This window comes from Salinivibrio sp. IB643 (assembly GCF_001996105.1).
GTDB classification, from domain to species: Bacteria; Pseudomonadota; Gammaproteobacteria; order Enterobacterales; family Vibrionaceae; genus Salinivibrio; species Salinivibrio costicola.
In genome coordinates this window covers 1-17,479 of sequence record NZ_MUFF01000001.1, presented here as the reverse complement: position 1 = coordinate 17,479, position 17,479 = coordinate 1, and the positions used below count along the sequence as shown (strand labels likewise).

General features: G+C 51.2%; 7 protein-coding genes, 1 tRNA gene, 2 rRNA genes and 1 riboswitch. Of the genes, 4 read left to right on the top strand and 6 right to left on the bottom strand.

The features are described from left to right. The first annotated feature begins 123 nt into the window (after positions 1 to 123). Together uvrA and BZG77_RS00045 are read left to right on the top strand one after the other, a co-directional pair. Positions 124 to 2,949 carry an excinuclease ABC subunit UvrA gene (uvrA, locus tag BZG77_RS00050; protein ID WP_077577324.1) on the top strand — a complete coding sequence of 942 codons (2,826 nt, stop codon included), beginning with the start codon at positions 124 to 126 and terminating at the stop codon, positions 2,947 to 2,949. Then, positions 2,949 to 4,619, top strand: coding sequence for a Wzy polymerase domain-containing protein (locus BZG77_RS00045; RefSeq protein ID WP_077645720.1), 1,671 nt, complete (start codon positions 2,949 to 2,951; stop codon positions 4,617 to 4,619). Before uvrA ends, BZG77_RS00045 begins: the two co-directional genes overlap by 1 nt. On the opposite strand, the gene BZG77_RS00040 is transcribed toward BZG77_RS00045, so the two are convergent. Continuing rightward, positions 4,616 to 5,749, bottom strand: coding sequence for a pyridoxal-phosphate-dependent aminotransferase family protein (locus BZG77_RS00040; protein ID WP_077577322.1), 1,134 nt, complete (start codon positions 5,747 to 5,749; stop codon positions 4,616 to 4,618). The genes BZG77_RS00045 and BZG77_RS00040 overlap by 4 nt on opposite strands. 197 nt (positions 5,750 to 5,946) lie before the next feature. Further along, a riboswitch (Lysine riboswitch) is annotated at positions 5,947 to 6,134 on the top strand. Positions 6,135 to 6,238: 104 nt separating this feature from the next. Here BZG77_RS00040 and lysC point away from each other — a divergent pair. Beyond that, positions 6,239 to 7,615, top strand: coding sequence for a lysine-sensitive aspartokinase 3 (gene lysC / locus BZG77_RS00035; RefSeq protein WP_443216227.1), 1,377 nt, complete (start codon positions 6,239 to 6,241; stop codon positions 7,613 to 7,615). A 38-nt stretch (positions 7,616 to 7,653) separates the two neighbouring features. Here the strand turns inward: lysC and metH are convergent, their stop codons facing one another. Continuing rightward, positions 7,654 to 11,313 (bottom strand): methionine synthase, encoded by a 3,660-nt coding sequence (metH, locus tag BZG77_RS00030; protein WP_077645717.1) that lies wholly within the window; start codon positions 11,311 to 11,313, stop codon positions 7,654 to 7,656. Between the two features lie 182 nt (positions 11,314 to 11,495). Here metH and BZG77_RS00025 point away from each other — a divergent pair, with 182 nt between their 5' ends. Continuing rightward, positions 11,496 to 12,788: a cation:proton antiporter gene (locus BZG77_RS00025; protein WP_077645716.1), complete on the top strand. Its 1,293-nt coding sequence runs from the start codon at positions 11,496 to 11,498 to the stop codon at positions 12,786 to 12,788. A gap of 39 nt (positions 12,789 to 12,827) precedes the next feature. On the opposite strand, the gene metA is transcribed toward BZG77_RS00025, so the two are convergent. From metA to BZG77_RS00005, 4 genes are all read right to left on the bottom strand, one after another. Continuing rightward, positions 12,828 to 13,775 carry a homoserine O-acetyltransferase MetA gene (gene metA, locus BZG77_RS00020; RefSeq protein WP_077645715.1) on the bottom strand — a complete coding sequence of 316 codons (948 nt, stop codon included), beginning with the start codon at positions 13,773 to 13,775 and terminating at the stop codon, positions 12,828 to 12,830. A 251-nt stretch (positions 13,776 to 14,026) separates the two neighbouring features. Next, positions 14,027 to 14,142: ribosomal RNA gene (rrf, locus tag BZG77_RS00015) — 5S ribosomal RNA — on the bottom strand. Positions 14,143 to 14,149: 7 nt separating this feature from the next. Continuing rightward, positions 14,150 to 14,225: transfer RNA gene (locus BZG77_RS00010), tRNA-Thr, on the bottom strand. Between the two features lie 238 nt (positions 14,226 to 14,463). Next, a 23S ribosomal RNA gene (locus BZG77_RS00005) occupies positions 14,464 to 17,353 on the bottom strand. Positions 17,354 to 17,479 lie beyond the last annotated feature (126 nt).

The following is a 17,479-nucleotide window of genomic DNA, read 5'->3' as shown; positions in this document are numbered from 1 at the left end:
CGCGAGTGGTTTTTTCGATACGAGCAAAGGCTGTGTAAATATACAGCCTTTTTGTTTGGTCATGGTCGTGTCTGTGCGATACTCAACGACCAACCAGTGAGCTGATTGAGTAGTAGGATAATAATGGACAATATCGACGTCAGAGGCGCGCGTACGCACAACCTCAAAAATATTAACGTGACCATCCCCCGTGATAAGTTAATTGTCATCACCGGCCTGTCTGGCTCAGGGAAGTCATCACTCGCTTTCGATACCTTGTATGCCGAAGGTCAACGTCGCTATGTTGAGTCTTTATCATCGTATGCGCGTCAATTTTTATCCTTGATGGAAAAACCCGATGTTGACCATATCGAAGGGCTGTCACCCGCCATCTCGATTGAGCAAAAGTCGACATCACATAACCCCCGCTCCACCGTTGGCACCATCACTGAAGTCTATGACTATCTGCGTTTGCTGTACGCCCGAGTGGGAGAGCCACGCTGCCCCACCCATGATGTCACCCTAGCGGCACAAACCATTAGCCAAATGGTGGATAAAGTGTTGGCCCTGCCTGAAGGCAGTAAGTTAATGCTGCTGGCACCGATTATCAAAAACCGAAAAGGTGAGCATGTAAAAACACTTGAAAACCTCGCTGCTCAAGGGTTTATTCGTGCGCGGATCAATGGCGAGGTGTGTGATCTGTCCGATCCACCCACGCTGGAGCTGCAAAAAAAACACACCATCGAAGTGGTGGTTGACCGATTTAAAGTACGCGACGATCAACAACAACGTTTAGCTGAATCCTTTGAAACCGCGCTCGAACTCACGGGTGGCAGTGCGGTCATCAGCTGGATGGACGGCGACGGTGAAGAAATCATTTTTTCTGCTAACTTTGCCTGCCCCCATTGTGGTTACAGCATGCAAGAGCTAGAGCCTCGCTTGTTCTCATTTAATAATCCCGCCGGTGCGTGTGGCACCTGTGACGGGTTAGGCGTTCAGCAGTACTTTGATCGCAAACGCGTGATTCAAAACCCTGCGGTCAGTCTCGCAGGTGGTGCGATCCGAGGCTGGGATCGTCGTAACTTTTATTACTTCCAAATGCTGCGTTCACTGTCTGAGCATTACGGTTTTGATCTGGAAACGCCCTGGCAAGATCTCTCCGGCACCATGCAAGATATACTTTTATATGGGTCGGGGCCGAAAGAGATCGAGTTTAAATACGTCAACGATCGTGGCGATATTCGCGTACGTAAGCATCCGTTTGAGGGGATCCTCAATAACATGGAGCGCCGTTATCGCGATACCGAGTCTAATGCGGTGCGCGACGAACTCGCCAAATATATTGCCACTAAGCCCTGCGCCAGCTGCGGTGGCTCGCGTTTACGTCAAGAAGCTCGACATGTTTTTATCGATAACCGTAACCTGCCAGAAATTTGTGAGCTCAGCATTCAGCAGGCGCTCGATTTCTTTGAACAACTGTCGCTTAGCGGCCAACGTGCAAAAATCGCCGAAAAGGTGATGAAAGAAATCCATGACAGGTTACGCTTTTTGGTCAATGTCGGGCTCAATTACCTTAACTTGTCACGTAGCGCCGATACCTTATCCGGGGGAGAAGCCCAACGCATTCGACTCGCCAGTCAAATTGGTGCTGGCCTTGTCGGTGTGATGTACGTATTGGATGAACCATCGATTGGCTTGCATCAACGAGATAACGCGCGCTTACTGGATACCTTGGAGCACTTGCGCGATCTGGGCAATACCGTGATGGTGGTTGAACATGATGAAGACGCTATTCGTGCCGCGGATTACATTATCGATATAGGCCCAGGCGCGGGCGCGCACGGGGGCGAGATCGTGGCAGAAGGCAGCCTTGACGATATTCTTGCCAGTGAGCATTCACTTACCGGGCAGTATCTTTCTGGCAAACAAGCGATTGCGGTGCCAGCACAACGGATACCGCGCGATCCCAACAAGATGTTGACGCTCAAAGGTGCAACCGGAAACAACCTCAAAAATGTGGACCTGCACTTACCTGTCGGCTTACTCACTTGTGTCACGGGCGTGTCGGGATCTGGAAAATCAACCCTCATCAACGATACCTTCTTTAAAGTCGCCCACCAGCAATTAAACGGTGCCACGACCGCGGATCCTGCGCCGTATGCCGAGATTGATGGCCTAGGACACTTTGATAAGGTTATCGACATCGATCAAAGCCCCATTGGCCGTACGCCGCGCTCAAATCCCGCCACTTACACTGGGATCTTTACCCCGATTCGTGAACTGTTTGCCGGCACACAAGAAGCACGGGCACGAGGCTACAAGGTGGGTCGCTTTAGTTTTAACGTACGCGGTGGCCGCTGTGAGGCCTGTCAAGGCGATGGGGTCATCAAAGTAGAAATGCACTTTTTGCCGGATGTGTATGTCCCTTGTGATGTGTGTAAGGGCAAACGCTACAACCGCGAGACACTTGAAGTACGCTATAAAGGCAAAACCATCGATGAAGTCCTGGCAATGACAGTGGAAGACGCGCGTGAATTCTTTGATGCAGTGCCAGCCATTAAGCGTAAGCTGCAAACCTTGATGGATGTTGGCTTGAGCTATGTGCGCCTAGGCCAAGCGGCGACGACCTTGTCTGGTGGTGAAGCGCAACGGGTGAAGTTAGCCCGAGAGCTGTCCAAACGCGATACCGGTAAAACCTTATATATTCTTGATGAGCCAACCACAGGGTTACACTTTCATGATATTCAACAACTGCTCAATGTTCTCCACCGCCTACGTGAGCAAGGGAATACTATTGTGGTTATTGAACATAATTTAGATGTGATCAAGACGGCCGACTGGATCATCGATCTGGGGCCTGAGGGCGGCAATGGCGGGGGTGAAATTATCGCCCAAGGCACACCGGAATCGATTGTCGATGTGATCGGCAGCCACACGGCCCACTTCCTCAAGCCAATGTTGGAGCGATAATGACGTTAGTGCTGCCGCCTAGTCGTGTCATACGCAAGCCGTTGACGGTGCACTTTTTGGTGACCTTAACGGTATTGTGGCTGATTTGTCTGCCTCTTTACTCGGTTGCTCTGCCGCTGGTAGGCATACGTCACCCGGCGGCGGCGCTATCATTACTCACCTTGGCATTTGCGCTTGGGTTCGCCAGTTTGGAGGTTATCCGTCAACACACATGGCGAGCCACTCGGCTGACCGGCACATTGGCACTTGCGACCGGCTTGGCGATGATGCCCTATTTTTATCCGCAGGCACTGGGCCACAATAGTGGCTATGCGCTCATCGTTTTAGCGCTAAGCTTTGGCTTTTTCTCAGCCCTACAGCAGTTTATTTTTAATCACGCCCAACGACAAAAACTACTGGCCGTCTTATTGTTGGCCTCCTGGTTAGCGGTATTGTCGGTATTAGGGAACCAGCCTCCGCCGGGCATGGCACCCTTTATGTTTGATCAATGGGTCCCTCACCTCCCTCCAGCCGTGACTCACACCTTATTGTTAACCGGAGTCACGCTCGCCGCCTACATTTTGGCCAGAGAGCCCAGTGGTCGATATCGCCACCCGGTTAGCCAAGGCTTACTCGCGTTAACACCGCTTGTGTTGATTCCGATATTGGCGATGCAAGAGCAACCCTTACTGTTGCTATTCGCCCTGTGTGCGATTGGCTTACAACAAGTGTATTTAGCCCGGTTTGCCTCGCGACGCCAGCATCGTATGTGGATGATCGCTATCTCGGCAGGGGCATTTTTGGCGGTATTTGGTCTCAGTGGTCAAGACAACTGGCACTGGCTCACCGCCGACGATCAGCGCGCACTGATGCTGGCGTGGCAGCAATGGCAAATGACGCCATTTTTTGGAGTGGGCATGGGCAATGGTCAGTCAACGTTGCTATTACTGTCTGCCTCACAACCGAATCATTCCGGCCCGGTGACGTTACCCAGTGCTTTAATCCTGTGGCTCCTTGAAGGGGGGCTCGTTGTCGCCTGCGGCTATCTTGTGGTGTTGGCCGCGCTAACACTTCGTATTCTACGTGCACCGTCAGGGACACGTAGAATATTGATCGCCTTAGTATTGCCACCACTGACCGGCCTGATGATTTATCCAGCCAGTGGCACACAGTGGTTTAACGGGGTATTGTTATTGATTTGGTTGTATTGGTTAGACAACTTAACCAGTCGATATCGTCGTTATCCCGTGTTTTCACACCGTTATAGTCAGCGTGTCGCGAGCCGCAGTGTGATCATGGCGCTGGTGCTCGTCACCTTACTGAGCTTGTCATCCGTTTACCTCGCCAATCGCTATCTGCGTGATTCCTTATTAAGTTCGCAGCGTTTTACCTTGTATCAGCAACACCCATGGTGGCAGCAACAACTGCACCGCGCGCAACAAGACCGTCACTTTCAAGCGAATTTGGCGCACTTATCTGACGTAGCACGCCACCAGCATTTGGATGATTTACTACGTCAAGTCGCGCAACGCCCACGCTTTTCGGGCTATCAGCATGCGTATCAGGTTGCGTTACAAATTGGTGATCACCAACGCGCACGCGATATTCAACAAGAAGCGCGCTATTTATACCCGCAAGCAAGCAAAGTATGGACCACTCGCCATACCTTGCCCGATACCTTAACGCCTTAACGTAACGCGTTTTCTAACGCTTTCAGACACAGCGCCACATTCTCATGCCGTGCCCCGTAGCCCATTAAGCCAATGCGCCACGCTTTACCGGCGAGATCGCCTAAGCCGGCACCAATTTCGAGGTTATAGGTCGTGAGCAGGTGCTGACGTACTGCCGCATCGTCCACGCCATCCGGAATAGTGACCGCGTTAAGCTGCGGCAAACGGTAAGGCTGATCAACCACAAAAGTGATACCGAGCTCATCCAGCCCTGCTTTGAGGTGTTGATGCATGTCTTGATGACGTTGCCATGCGTGCTCAAGCCCTTCTTGATAGAGCCGCAATAACGACTCATGCAAGGCATACAAACTATTGACCGGCGCGGTATGGTGATAGCTGCGTTTCCCTTCTCCGCTCCAATAACCAAGCACCAGGCTTTGATCGAGAAACCAACTTTGTACCTTGTGGGTTCGCGATTGCATTTTAGCCACAGCACGCGGTGAGAAGGTGACAGGCGATAAGCCAGGGACACATGACAAACATTTTTGGCTACCGGAATACACGGCATCGAGCTGCCACTCATCGACTTTCAATGGCACGCCACCGAGTGAAGTCACGGCGTCGACAATGGTTAAGCAACCGTGCTCCCGCGCCAATCTCGCCAGTGTTTGCGCATCAGAACAAGCGCCGGTTGAGGTTTCAGCATGGACAAACGCAAGCGTGCTGGCATCCGGATGGGCTTTTAACGCAGCCTCAACTTTTTCTGGACTAACAGGCGCACCCCAGGCATCGTCGACCATCACTGCTGTCGCGCCGCAACGCTCGACATTTTCCCGCATACGATCGCCAAACACACCATTGCGACAGACAATCACTTTTTCACCCGGTTCAACTAAGTTGACAAAGCAAGCTTCCATCCCGGCACTGCCTGGTGCCGAAATCGCCAGGGTAAAAGGGTTGTCGGTTTGAAACGCATATTGAAGCAGTTGTTTGACTTCATCCATCATCGCGATAAACAAAGGGTCAAGATGTCCGACAGTCGGACGGCTGAGTGCCTGTAGCACTGCAGGATAAATATCAGAGGGGCCCGGGCCCATTAACGTGCGAGCCACGGGCTGAAAAGATTGAATCTCGGAAATTGAACGTGCCATAACCTTTCCTTGTTGTTGGTACACACAGATGACCGTTATAGCATATTTTTTCGCCATATCCCTATTGGCTGGCACGTGAACTGTGTGATCGCTGGACAATTTTGCCAAGGCACTGATCGTGACCAAAAGGCAGTTGACACCCTGTCATCTCGCCCGTAATGTAAATGCTGTTCATGGGGTAACCAACCCGGGACTGAACATGCAGAAGAGGTGCATTTCTCAGGCAGTTATCATGCGGAGCCCCACTCCAAGGTATGATAATCAGGGGAGACAATGCCGAGGTGGCGTAAGCTTGGGGGCGAAACGCTGCCGGCCTAGGAGGCTGAATCCTTCAGGCTGTCACTTGTCATCCCTACAGGAAGACAGGTGGAGCGCTTCTGGCAGTCCATGCCTGCCGTTTGCTCTTCCTTCTTTTTTGCGGTCCCTACCGCGGTCACGATGTGACTTCTGATGTTCCCCATAATGAATTGATTAAGACCCATTTGTATGATGAGAGGGGAAAAGGACGTGAACCCATTACCACCGATTTCGGTCGCTAAGTTTGGCGGGACGAGCGTTGGCACTATCGATGCCATGCAACAAAGCGCTGATGTGATCGAGCAAAACCCACATACCCGCTTTGTGGTGATCAGTGCGTGCGCAGGCGTCACCAATCACTTGGTTGCACTGGCACAAGGGATCAACGACCCGCAAGTACGTCAAGACAAACTGGTTGCCATCACCGCTATCCATCAAGCGATATTAAACGCGCTTCCCGCTTGCCAGGACACGCAAACAGCAGTCGATGACTGGCACCAAACGATTGCCGACTATGCAAATACCGCAGCATCTGCTCCCAGTACAGCGTTAACGGATGCGTTAGTCGCTTGTGGTGAGCTCATCTCAACCTATATTTTTACTCACTTGCTCAATAGCCGAGGCATGGCCACGGTGAGGGCCGATGCGCGAGCGTTATTGCGCACCGATAGTCACTTCGGCTGTGCCCAACCGGATCGACAACAAACCAAGATTCAGTGCCAGAACCAATTACTCCCCCGCTTAGCAACGCATTTAGTGGTCACGCAAGGGTTTATCGGTGCTGATGCGAACGGGCACACCACTACCTTAGGCCGCGGCGGCAGTGACTACAGTGCCGCGCTATTCGCCGAGGCGATCGGAGCAGAAAGCTTGGCCATCTGGACCGATGTCCCCGGGATTTATACCACCGATCCACGGGTGACTGATCGTGCTCGTCCTATCAGTGAAATTAGCTTTAGCGAAGCCTCGGAAATGGCTACCTTTGGTGCCAAGATCCTCCATCCATCGACGTTAGTGCCCGCGGTACGCCAGCATATCCCGGTATTTGTCGGCGCGGCGAGAGCCCCCGAACAAGGCGGTACCTGGATCCGTGAGCAAGCACACTCAGCGCCGCTGTTTCGTGCCGTAGCCCTCAGGCGCAACCAGACCATGGTGACACTGACCAGCTTAAACATGTTTCATGCTTGTGGTTTTTTGGCCAAGGTGTTTGAGATCTTGGCGCGCTTTGAAATCTCAGTCGATTTAATCACGACCTCGGAGGTCAGTGTCTCTCTGACGCTGGATCAAACCCATACCCAGGGTGACGCACCGCAGCTGCCGGAGGCTGCCATCGCCGCGCTCACGCAGTTATGTCAGGTAGAGATCTGTGCGAATCTAGCGGTTGTTGCGCTGATCGGTAACGAGATGAATCACACACCGGGCGCGACAGCGCCGGTATTTAGTGCGCTAGCCCAATATAAACTGCGCATGATTTGCTATGGTGCCAGCAATCACAATGTCTGTGTGGTGGTCGACGATCATGACGCGACCCATGTCGTACAGCGATTACACGCTGACTTATTTGAGTAAAAAAAGGCCAGCACATGTGATGTGCTGGTCTTTTTTCATTAGGCGTTTAAGTTTGGCCCGAGCCATTTTTCCGCGTCTTTGCTGCTCCACCCTTTGCGCGCCGCATAACTGTCACGTTGATCATTTTGAATCTTCGCCACCGCAAAGTAGCGTGATTCAGGATGTGAGAAGTACCACCCCGACACAGATGCGCCTGGCCACATGGCATAGCTTTCGGTGAGCGTCATGCCCGTATGCGCTTCTACCGAGAGCAACTGCCAAATTTTGCCTTTCTCGCTGTGCTCAGGGCAGGCAGCATAACCCGGAGCCGGCCGGATCCCTTGGTATTGCTCCCGGATCAAGGCGTCGTTATCGAGCGTCTCATTGGGCGCATAGCCCCACAATGAGATCCGAATTTGCTGGTGCAGGTATTCTGCAAAGGCTTCTGCTAATCGATCGGCGACCGCTTGGATCATGATCGCGTTGTAATCATCCCCTACAACTTTATAACCTTCCGCCAAGGCATACTCGCCAATGCCGCCTGTCACCGCAAACGCACCAATCCAATCAGGCTGACCACTGGTTTTCGGCGCGATAAAGTCCGACAAGCAATAATTGGCGCCGCGTGGCTTTTGGGTTTGCTGACGTAAATGGTTTAGTACCGTGCCTACCGTTTGCCGTGATGCGTCAGTATACACCTCGATATCGTCCTCTAGGCTGTTGGCAGGAAAGACACCACACACCCCTTTTGCGGCGATCAATCCTTCGTGCTCAAACCGGTCGAGCCAAGCATTAGCGTCTTCATACAAACGGCGTGCTTCTTCACCCACCAGCTCGTGGTCTAAAATCGCTGGGAATTTGCCGCTCAGGGACCAGGTCATAAAGAAAGGGGTCCAATCGATATACTGACGTAATGTCGCTATCGAGACATCATCGTAAACATGGACGCCCGGCCTCGCCGGCTGGGGCGGCGTGTAATTGGCCCAATCGGTTTGCCATTTGTTTGCCCTTGCCGCGTCCAGGGTGACAGGCGGAGTGCGGGGTGTCTTGCGTTGGTGCTGCTCTCGTACTGACAGATACTCTTTTTGTAAGCGCGCCACAAAGTCCGGATATTGAGCCGGCGATAATAGCGATGCACAAACGCCAACGGCACGTGACGCATTCGACACATACACCACAGGAGCCTGGTAGTGCTGCTCTATTTTCACCGCGGTATGCGCTTTGGATGTGGTCGCCCCCCCAATCAATAGCGGAATATCAAACCCTTGTCTTTCCATTTCTTTGGCGACATTCACCATTTCATCCAACGACGGCGTGATAAGGCCTGACAAACCAATAATGTCGACTTGCTCCTCGCGCGCCACTGACAGGATTTTATCGGTCGGCACCATCACACCGAGATCAATAATCTCGAAGTTATTGCATTGCAGCACTACGCCGACAATGTTTTTGCCAATGTCATGCACGTCGCCTTTTACCGTGGCAAGTAAGATCTTGCCATTGGTCTGCCCTTGTTGCTTTTCAGCGTTGATGTAAGGTTCAAGATAGGCCACGGCTTGTTTCATCACCCGCGCCGACTTTACCACTTGCGGCAGGAACATCTTACCTTCACCAAATAAGTCTCCCACCACATTCATGCCCGCCATCAGTGGGCCTTCTATCACTTCCAAGGGTTTACTCGCCGCCGCTCGAGCTAGCTCAGTATCTTCAACAATAAATTCGGTAATGCCTTTAACCAGTGCATGTTCAAGCCGTTTATCCACTGGCCAACTGCGCCACTCCGCGGTTTCTGCCACTTCGTTTTCACCGCGGTCGCGGTAGCTGTCCGCCAACGCCAGTAAACGTTCCGTGGCACCATCGTCTTTGTTAAGCACCACATCTTCCACCGCCAGACGCAGCGATTCAGGCAAATCATCATAAATGGCTAACTGGCCGGCATTGACGATGCCCATGTCCATACCGTTTTTAATGCAATGGTAGAGAAACACCGCATGGATCGCCTCACGCACTGGGTTGTTTCCGCGAAACGAAAAAGACACGTTAGACACGCCACCTGAAATCATGGCATGCGGCAGGGTTTGTTTGATATCTGCGACCGCGTTGATGAAGTCGACCGCGTAGTTATTATGCTCATCAATGCCGGTGGCCACCGCAAATATATTAGGATCAAAGATAATGTCTTCCGGCGGGAAGCCGACTTGATCAACCAGCAGATGATACGCGCGCGTGCAAATCTCGACTTTACGTTCACGTGTATCAGCCTGGCCTTGCTCATCAAACGCCATCACAATCACAGCGGCACCGTATCGACGGACTAAGTGGGCTTGTTGAATAAACGCGGCTTCCCCCTCTTTAAGAGAAATTGAGTTCACAATCCCTTTACCTTGGATACACTTCAGTCCGGCTTCAATGATCTCCCACTTTGAGGAGTCAATCATCACCGGTACCCGAGCAATATCGGGCTCAGCCGCACACAGATTGAGAAAACGTACCATGGCTTGCTGTGCATCCAACATGCCCTCATCCATATTGATATCGATGATTTGCGCCCCGTTTTCCACTTGCTGTAACGCCACCTCAAGCGCTTCGTCGTATTGTTCTTCGACGATTAAACGCTTAAAACGCGCCGACCCAGTGACATTGGTGCGCTCCCCCACGTTCACGAACAGGCTTTCAGCATTAATAGTCAGCGGTTCTAGCCCTGATAGTCGACATGCCACAGACTGAGAGGGGCGCGCACGGGGGGCATGTTTCGCCACCACTTCGCTGATCGCTTGAATATGCTCGGGCGTGGTACCACAGCACCCACCCACCAAGTTAATAAAGCCAGAAGCGGCCCATTCGTCGATATGTTTTGCCATGTCTTCAGACGAGAGATCGTATTCGCCAAACGCATTGGGTAAACCGGCATTGGGATGAACCGAAACAAATCCTTCGCAGATCTCACTGAGCTCTTTGACGTACTGACGCAATTCGGCTGGCCCCAGCGCACAGTTCAAACCAAAAGAAAGCGGTTCGACGTGGCGTAAAGAGTGATAAAACGCCGCGGTGGTTTGCCCAGAGAGCGTACGACCAGACGCATCGGTGATGGTGCCAGAGATCATAATGGGTAAGCGCACACCTCGGGCATCAAAGACTTTTTCAACAGCAAAGGCACAGGCTTTCGCGTTCAAGGTATCAAAGATGGTTTCCAACATGATGAGATCAACACCACCATCCATCAACGCCTCAGTGGACTCCGCATACCCCTCAACCAATTGATCAAAGGTGACATTGCGAAAGCCAGGATCGTTCACATCTGGAGAGAGAGAGCAAGTGCGATTCGTGGGTCCGAGAACCCCAGCAACAAAGCGTGGTTTTTCTGGGGTTTTCGCCGTCCAGTGGTCAGCCACGTCGCGAGCAAGACGCGCAGCAGCTAAATTTATCTCCGCACTGATGGCCTGCATGTCGTAATCGGCCATGGCTATCTGGGTCGCGTTGAACGTATTGGTTTCTATGATGTCCGCGCCCGCGGCCAGATAGTCGCTGTGTAACGCTGCTATTTTTTCAGGCTGCGTCAGTACCAAAAGGTCATTGTTACCTTTCACATCACAATGCCAGTCTTTAAAGCGTGCGCCGCGGTAATCGGCTTCGCCGAGTCCTAAGCCTTGGATCATGGTGCCCATACCGCCATCGATCACCAAAATACACTTAGAGAGACGCTGTGTTAATCGATCCATTCTTACCCCGTGATATCACCATCCTGATTGCGATAGTTTTATCCTACCACAGCCATTTTGGAAATCTAGACGTCTATAAATATCGATTAATTTTGATCTATTTCAATTCAGCTGTTCGTTTTGAGCGTAATTTCTATTAATATTTTGTAACTCTTTCATTCCTCGTCGTACTAGGAAGCTGCATGTCTACCTACGCAATCCTCAGTTTCATGGCTGCTGCTGCCATCTTCATCGCCTTTATTAATAGTAAAATCAGCCGAGTACAAACGACTATCGCGATCACTGCAAGCTCTCTACTCCTTTCTCTTTTGATCGTGATCGCCGGTCAATACCAAGCCATTCCGTTAAAGGCGATGGCAGAGCAAATATTGACCGATATCCACTTTGATGCCTTTTTACTCAAAGGCGTACTCGGTTTCCTTTTATTTGCGGGCGGTATTGGTGTCAAGCTTCCCCATTTCTCTGATCAAAAATGGGAAATCACCACCCTCGTTCTCGGCGGCCTGTTGGTCTCTGTCTCGCTGGTTGGTGCCGGTATTTGGGGCGTCTTCCAACTGATCGGCATTCCTTTTGATTTTATCTATTGTTTATTGTTTGGGGCGCTGATTTCTCCAACCGATCCTATCGCGGTGTTAGCCATTGTTAAGCGGCTACAGGCACCTAGGCGGATCACCACCCAAATCGAGGGAGAGTCACTGTTTAACGACGGGGTCGGGATTGTTATTTTCGTGACGCTTTTTACCTTGGCGTTTGGCGACAGCGAGCCGACACTCGGTGGTACGATCGCATTGTTCTTACAAGAAGCTATCGGTGGGATTTTATACGGTCTGATATTGGGTTACCTGTTTCACCGTTTGATCTGCGCGACCAATGACCATTCCATGGAACTGCTACTGACATTGGCTATTCCTAGCGCGGGGTATGTGCTCGCCGATATGTTGCATGTTTCCGGGCCACTGGCGATGGTGGTATCTGGCATTATGATCGGTAACTGGACTCGCTTTATTGGCTTCTCCAAAGAGAGTGAGGATCATCTTGACCATTTTTGGGAATTGATCGATGAGTTTTTGAATAGTTTACTGTTCTTGTTGATCGGGGTCAGCCTATTACAGATTAGCTTCCATAAGGAAGACTGGATCATTATGGCCGCAGTTGTACCCGTTGTGCTGTTCGCTCGTTATCTCAGTGTGAAAGCCTGCTATTTCGGCTTCAATCGATTTCGTCAATACAACCCTTGGGCCGTTCGTATTTTGAGTTGGGGAGGCCTAAGAGGTGGCTTAGCCCTTGCCATGGCCATGGCAGTGCCGGCTGGTGTGATGGTCGTCCCTGAGAAGAATATCGACGTCCGTGAACTGATTTTAATCATGACTTATGCGGTGGTGGTTTTCTCTATTCTCGTACAAGGATCGACCATGACAGGAATGGTTGATAAAGCCAATGCCGCTCAAGAGAAAATCGACAATCCCCGTGTATAAACACTCTTTCTCAACAAGGCGCCAATAGGCGCCTTTTTGCTATTCGTCGAGCGTAAAGTTAGATTGTGAAAATTCAGCCAGATTAAACGGCGTCAGCTGATAGACACAATAGTTCAACCAATTGGCAAAGAGTAAGTGCCCATGACTCCGCCAACTCACATAGGGGGGTTGAGACGGATCATCATTAGGATAATAATTAATCGGGACGACAGGCTCCATCCCTTCTTCAAGATCGCGATGGTATTCATGATGCAGCGTATGTGAGTCATATTCGGGATGACCTGTCACAAACACATTACGTTTATCCTTGGTCGCCGCCAAGTAAGTGCCCGCTTGTGCTGAGGTGGCGAGAATATCGAGATCCGTGTGTTCGTCCAGAAAGCTTGGCGAAAAGTCAGCGTACCGCGAGTGAGGGGCGAGAAAGCTATCATCAAACCCCCGCAATAAAGGATGCGTAGCCAGTGCTTCATTTACCTGGTGCTGATAGACGCCAGATAACTTCTCTTTGCGCGTTTTTTTGGGTAAATCGTAAAGAAGCTTTAAACCCGCTTGAGCCGCCCAGCAAACGTAAAGGGTAGATGTAACATGCTGATGCGCCCAATTCATCACATCTTGCAAATGCTCCCAGTAAATCACATCTTCAAACTGCACCAAGCCCAATGGTGCCCCGGTGACGATAAGACCATCAAAGTTGCGTTCACGCACGGCTTCAAACTGGCGATAGAAGGTGTCTAAGTGTTCCGTTGGCGTGTTTTTACTGGGTCGGTTATCAATACGTAAAAGCTCGACATCAACCTGTAAAGGGCTATTAGAGAGCAAGCGCATAAATTGCGTCTCGGTCTCAATTTTTTTGGGCATTAAGTTGAGTAACAACACCTTCAATGGGCGAATGTTTTGGCTCACCGCACGCGTCTGCGACATAACGAAAATGTTTTCTCGACGCAAAATATTGGTGGCGGGGAGCTGATCCGGAATTTTTATCGGCATCACTGCCTCCTGAGATTTAAGATGTTTAGACGTCCAGATATCTAATAACATACCCCAGTGACCCATGAAGCTCAAGCAATAATCAACGCCCAGAGATACCCGAATAAGTAAGAATAGTGAAAGGGTAACAACACCAAACAAAAAGGTGAGATAACAATGGGGCAGTCGGGGATATAAGAAAGGAATGAGGTATTTTAAAAAACACTATAAACGAAAAAGCCCTCCGCGAATGCGGAGGGCTTAAAATAAGCTCTTGGCAGTGACCTACTCTCACATGGGGAGACCCCACACTACCATCGGCGCAGCAACGTTTCACTTCTGAGTTCGGCATGGGTTCAGGTGGTGCCGTTACGCTATGGCCGCCAAGAAAATTCTGGTGCTGATAGGCAGATTTGAACTGCCGACCTCACCCTTACCAAGGGTGCGCTCTACCAACTGAGCTATATCAGCAAAATCGTTATCAACGTTTTACTCGGTGTTTTGTCATCAAAGTCTTACACTTAATTGCTTTGATGCTTAAATTTTTTCTAACTAAAGCCTAATACTAAGCGCTAATTAGATAATGAGAGCCTGGCGATGTCCTACTCTCACATGGGGAGACCCCACACTACCATCGGCGCTGCTTCTTCGTTCTCGCCACAATCAACTGGCTTATTTCGAGTCCAACCCAAAACCTCTTGGGTGTTGTATGGTTAAGCCGCACGGGCAATTAGTACAGGTTAGCTCAACGCCTCACAGCGCTTACACACCCTGCCTATCAACGTCGTAGTCTACGACAACCCTTTAGAGAGCTCGAAGCTCTAGGGATGACTCATCTCGGGGCCAGCTTCGCGCTTAGATGCTTTCAGCGCTTATCTGTGCCGAACTTAGCTACCGGGCAATGCGTCTGGCGACACAACCCGAACACCAGCGGTTCGTCCACTCCGGTCCTCTCGTACTAGGAGCAGCTCCCCTCAATCATCCAACGCCCACGGCAGATAGGGACCGAACTGTCTCACGACGTTCTAAACCCAGCTCGCGTACCACTTTAAATGGCGAACAGCCATACCCTTGGGACCGACTTCAGCCCCAGGATGTGATGAGCCGACATCGAGGTGCCAAACACCGCCGTCGATATGAACTCTTGGGCGGTATCAGCCTGTTATCCCCGGAGTACCTTTTATCCGTTGAGCGATGGCCCTTCCATTCAGAACCACCGGATCACTATGACCTACTTTCGTACCTGCTCGAGCCGTCACTCTCGCAGTTAAGCGGGCTTATGCCATTGCACTAACCTCACGATGTCCGACCGTGATTAGCCCACCTTCGTGCTCCTCCGTTACGCTTTGGGAGGAGACCGCCCCAGTCAAACTACCCACCAGGCACTGTCCTCACCCCCGATTAGGGGGCTAAGTTAGAACATCAAACATACAAGGGTGGTATTTCAAGGATGGCTCCACGACAACTGGCGTCGCCGTTTCAAAGCCTCCCACCTATCCTACACATGTAGGCTCAATGTTCAGTGCCAAGCTGTAGTAAAGGTTCACGGGGTCTTTCCGTCTAGCCGCGGGTACACAGCATCTTCACTGCGATTTCAATTTCACTGAGTCTCGGGTGGAGACAGCGTGGCCATCATTACGCCATTCGTGCAGGTCGGAACTTACCCGACAAGGAATTTCGCTACCTTAGGACCGTTATAGTTACGGCCGCCGTTTACCGGGGCTTCGATCAATGGCTTCTCTTGCGATAACCACATCAATTAACCTTCCGGCACCGGGCAGGCGTCACACCGTATACGTCATCTTTCGATTTTGCACAGTGCTGTGTTTTTAATAAACAGTTGCAGCCACCTGGTATCTGCGACTGCCCATAGCTCCATCCGCRAGGGACTTCACCKTGGGCAGCGTACCTTCTCCCGAAGTTACGGTACCATTTTGCCTAGTTCCTTCACCCGAGTTCTCTCAAGCGCCTTGGTATTCTCTACCCGACCACCTGTGTCGGTTTGGAGTACGGTTCCTACTTACCTGAAGCTTAGAGGCTTTTCCCGGAAGCATGGCATCAATGACTTCACCACCTTGGTGGCTCGACATCGGGTCTCGACCGTRCGTAATCCCGGATTTGCCTAAGATTACAGCCTACACCCTTGAACCTGGACAACCRTCGCCAGGCCCACCTAGCCTTCTCCGTCCCCCCATCGCAGTAAGYAGCAGTACGGGAATATTAACCCGTTTCCCATCGACTACGCCTTTCGGCCTCGCCTTAGGGGCCGACTTACCCTGCCCCGATTAACGTTGGACAGGAACCCTTGGTCTTCCGGCGWGGAGGTTTTTCACCCCCWTTATCGTTACTCATGTCAGCATTCGCACTTGTGATACCTCCAGCATGCCTCTCAGCACACCTTCAACGGCTTACACAACGCTCCCCTACCCAATACGATAAATCGCATTGCCGCAGCTTCGGTGTATCGCTTAGCCCCGTTACATCTTCCGCGCAGGCCGACTCGACCAGTGAGCTATTACGCTTTCTTTAAATGATGGCTGCTTCTAAGCCAACATCCTGGCTGTCTGAGCCTTCCCACATCGTTTCCCACTTAGCGATAACTTTGGGACCTTAGCTGGCGGTCTGGGTTGTTTCCCTCTCCACGACGGACGTTAGCACCCGCCGTGTGTCTCCCGGATAGCACTTACTGGTATTCGGAGTTTGCAAAGGGTTGGTAAGTCGGGATGACCCCCTAGCCTTAACAGTGCTCTACCCCCAGTAGTGTTCGTCCGAGGCGCTACCTAAATAGCTTTCGGGGAGAACCAGCTATCTCCGAGTTTGATTGGCCTTTCACCCCTAGCCACAGGTCATCTCCTAACTTTTCAACGTTAGTGAGTTCGGTCCTCCAGTTGATGTTACTCAACCTTCAACCTGCCCATGGCTAGATCACTCGGTTTCGGGTCTAATGCTAGCAACTACRCGCCCAGTTAAGACTCGGTTTCCCTACGGCTCCCCTATGCGGTTAACCTTGCTACTAACATTAAGTCGCTGACCCATTATACAAAAGGTACGCGGTCACCCCACAAAGGAGGCTCCCACTGCTTGTACGTAGACGGTTTCAGGTTCTATTTCACTCCCCTCACAGGGGTTCTTTTCGCCTTTCCCTCACGGTACTGGTTCACTATCGGTCAGTCAGGAGTATTTAGCCTTGGAGGATGGTCCCCCCATGTTCAGACAAGATATCACGTGTCCCGTCYTACTCGTTTTCACAAATATGGCGCCGTCGGTTACGGGGCTATCACCCTTTATTGCCAGGTTTTCCAACCTGTTCACCTAACGCCAAGTCTGCTTAAGGGCTAATCCGGGGTCGCTCGCCGCTACTGCCGGAATCTCAATTGATTTCTTTTCCTTCGGGTACTTAGATGTTTCAGTTCCCCGAGTTCGCCTCTTAGCGCTATGTRTTCACGCTAAGATACCTGCTTATGCAGGTGGGTTTCCCCATTCGGATATCCCAGATTCAAATGGCTTTTACTGCCTTATCTGGGCTTTTCGCAAGTTAATACGTCCTTCATCGCCTCTGACTGCCAAGGCATCCACCGTCTACGCTTAGTCACTTAACCATACAACCCCAAAAGGTCTTGCATGAAAACAACTAAGGTTTTGTTTTTGCCGGACTCAAATAGAARCTTTGTCGTTATTGATTCAATAAGACAAAGTCCAAGCACACTTGATTGTGTGAGTGACAT

Excerpts from the sequence above, each read along its gene's own strand:
- uvrA (WP_077577324.1), top strand. The coding sequence starts at position 124 with ATGGACAATATCGACGTCAGAGGCGCGCGTACGCACAACCTCAAAAAT.
- BZG77_RS00045 (WP_077645720.1), top strand. The coding sequence starts at position 2,949 with ATGACGTTAGTGCTGCCGCCTAGTCGTGTCATACGCAAGCCGTTGACG.
- BZG77_RS00040 (WP_077577322.1), bottom strand. The coding sequence starts at position 5,749 with ATGGCACGTTCAATTTCCGAGATTCAATCTTTTCAGCCCGTGGCTCGC.
- lysC (WP_443216227.1), top strand. The coding sequence starts at position 6,239 with ATGAGAGGGGAAAAGGACGTGAACCCATTACCACCGATTTCGGTCGCT.
- metH (WP_077645717.1), bottom strand. The coding sequence starts at position 11,313 with ATGGATCGATTAACACAGCGTCTCTCTAAGTGTATTTTGGTGATCGAT.
- BZG77_RS00025 (WP_077645716.1), top strand. The coding sequence starts at position 11,496 with ATGTCTACCTACGCAATCCTCAGTTTCATGGCTGCTGCTGCCATCTTC.
- metA (WP_077645715.1), bottom strand. The coding sequence starts at position 13,775 with ATGCCGATAAAAATTCCGGATCAGCTCCCCGCCACCAATATTTTGCGT.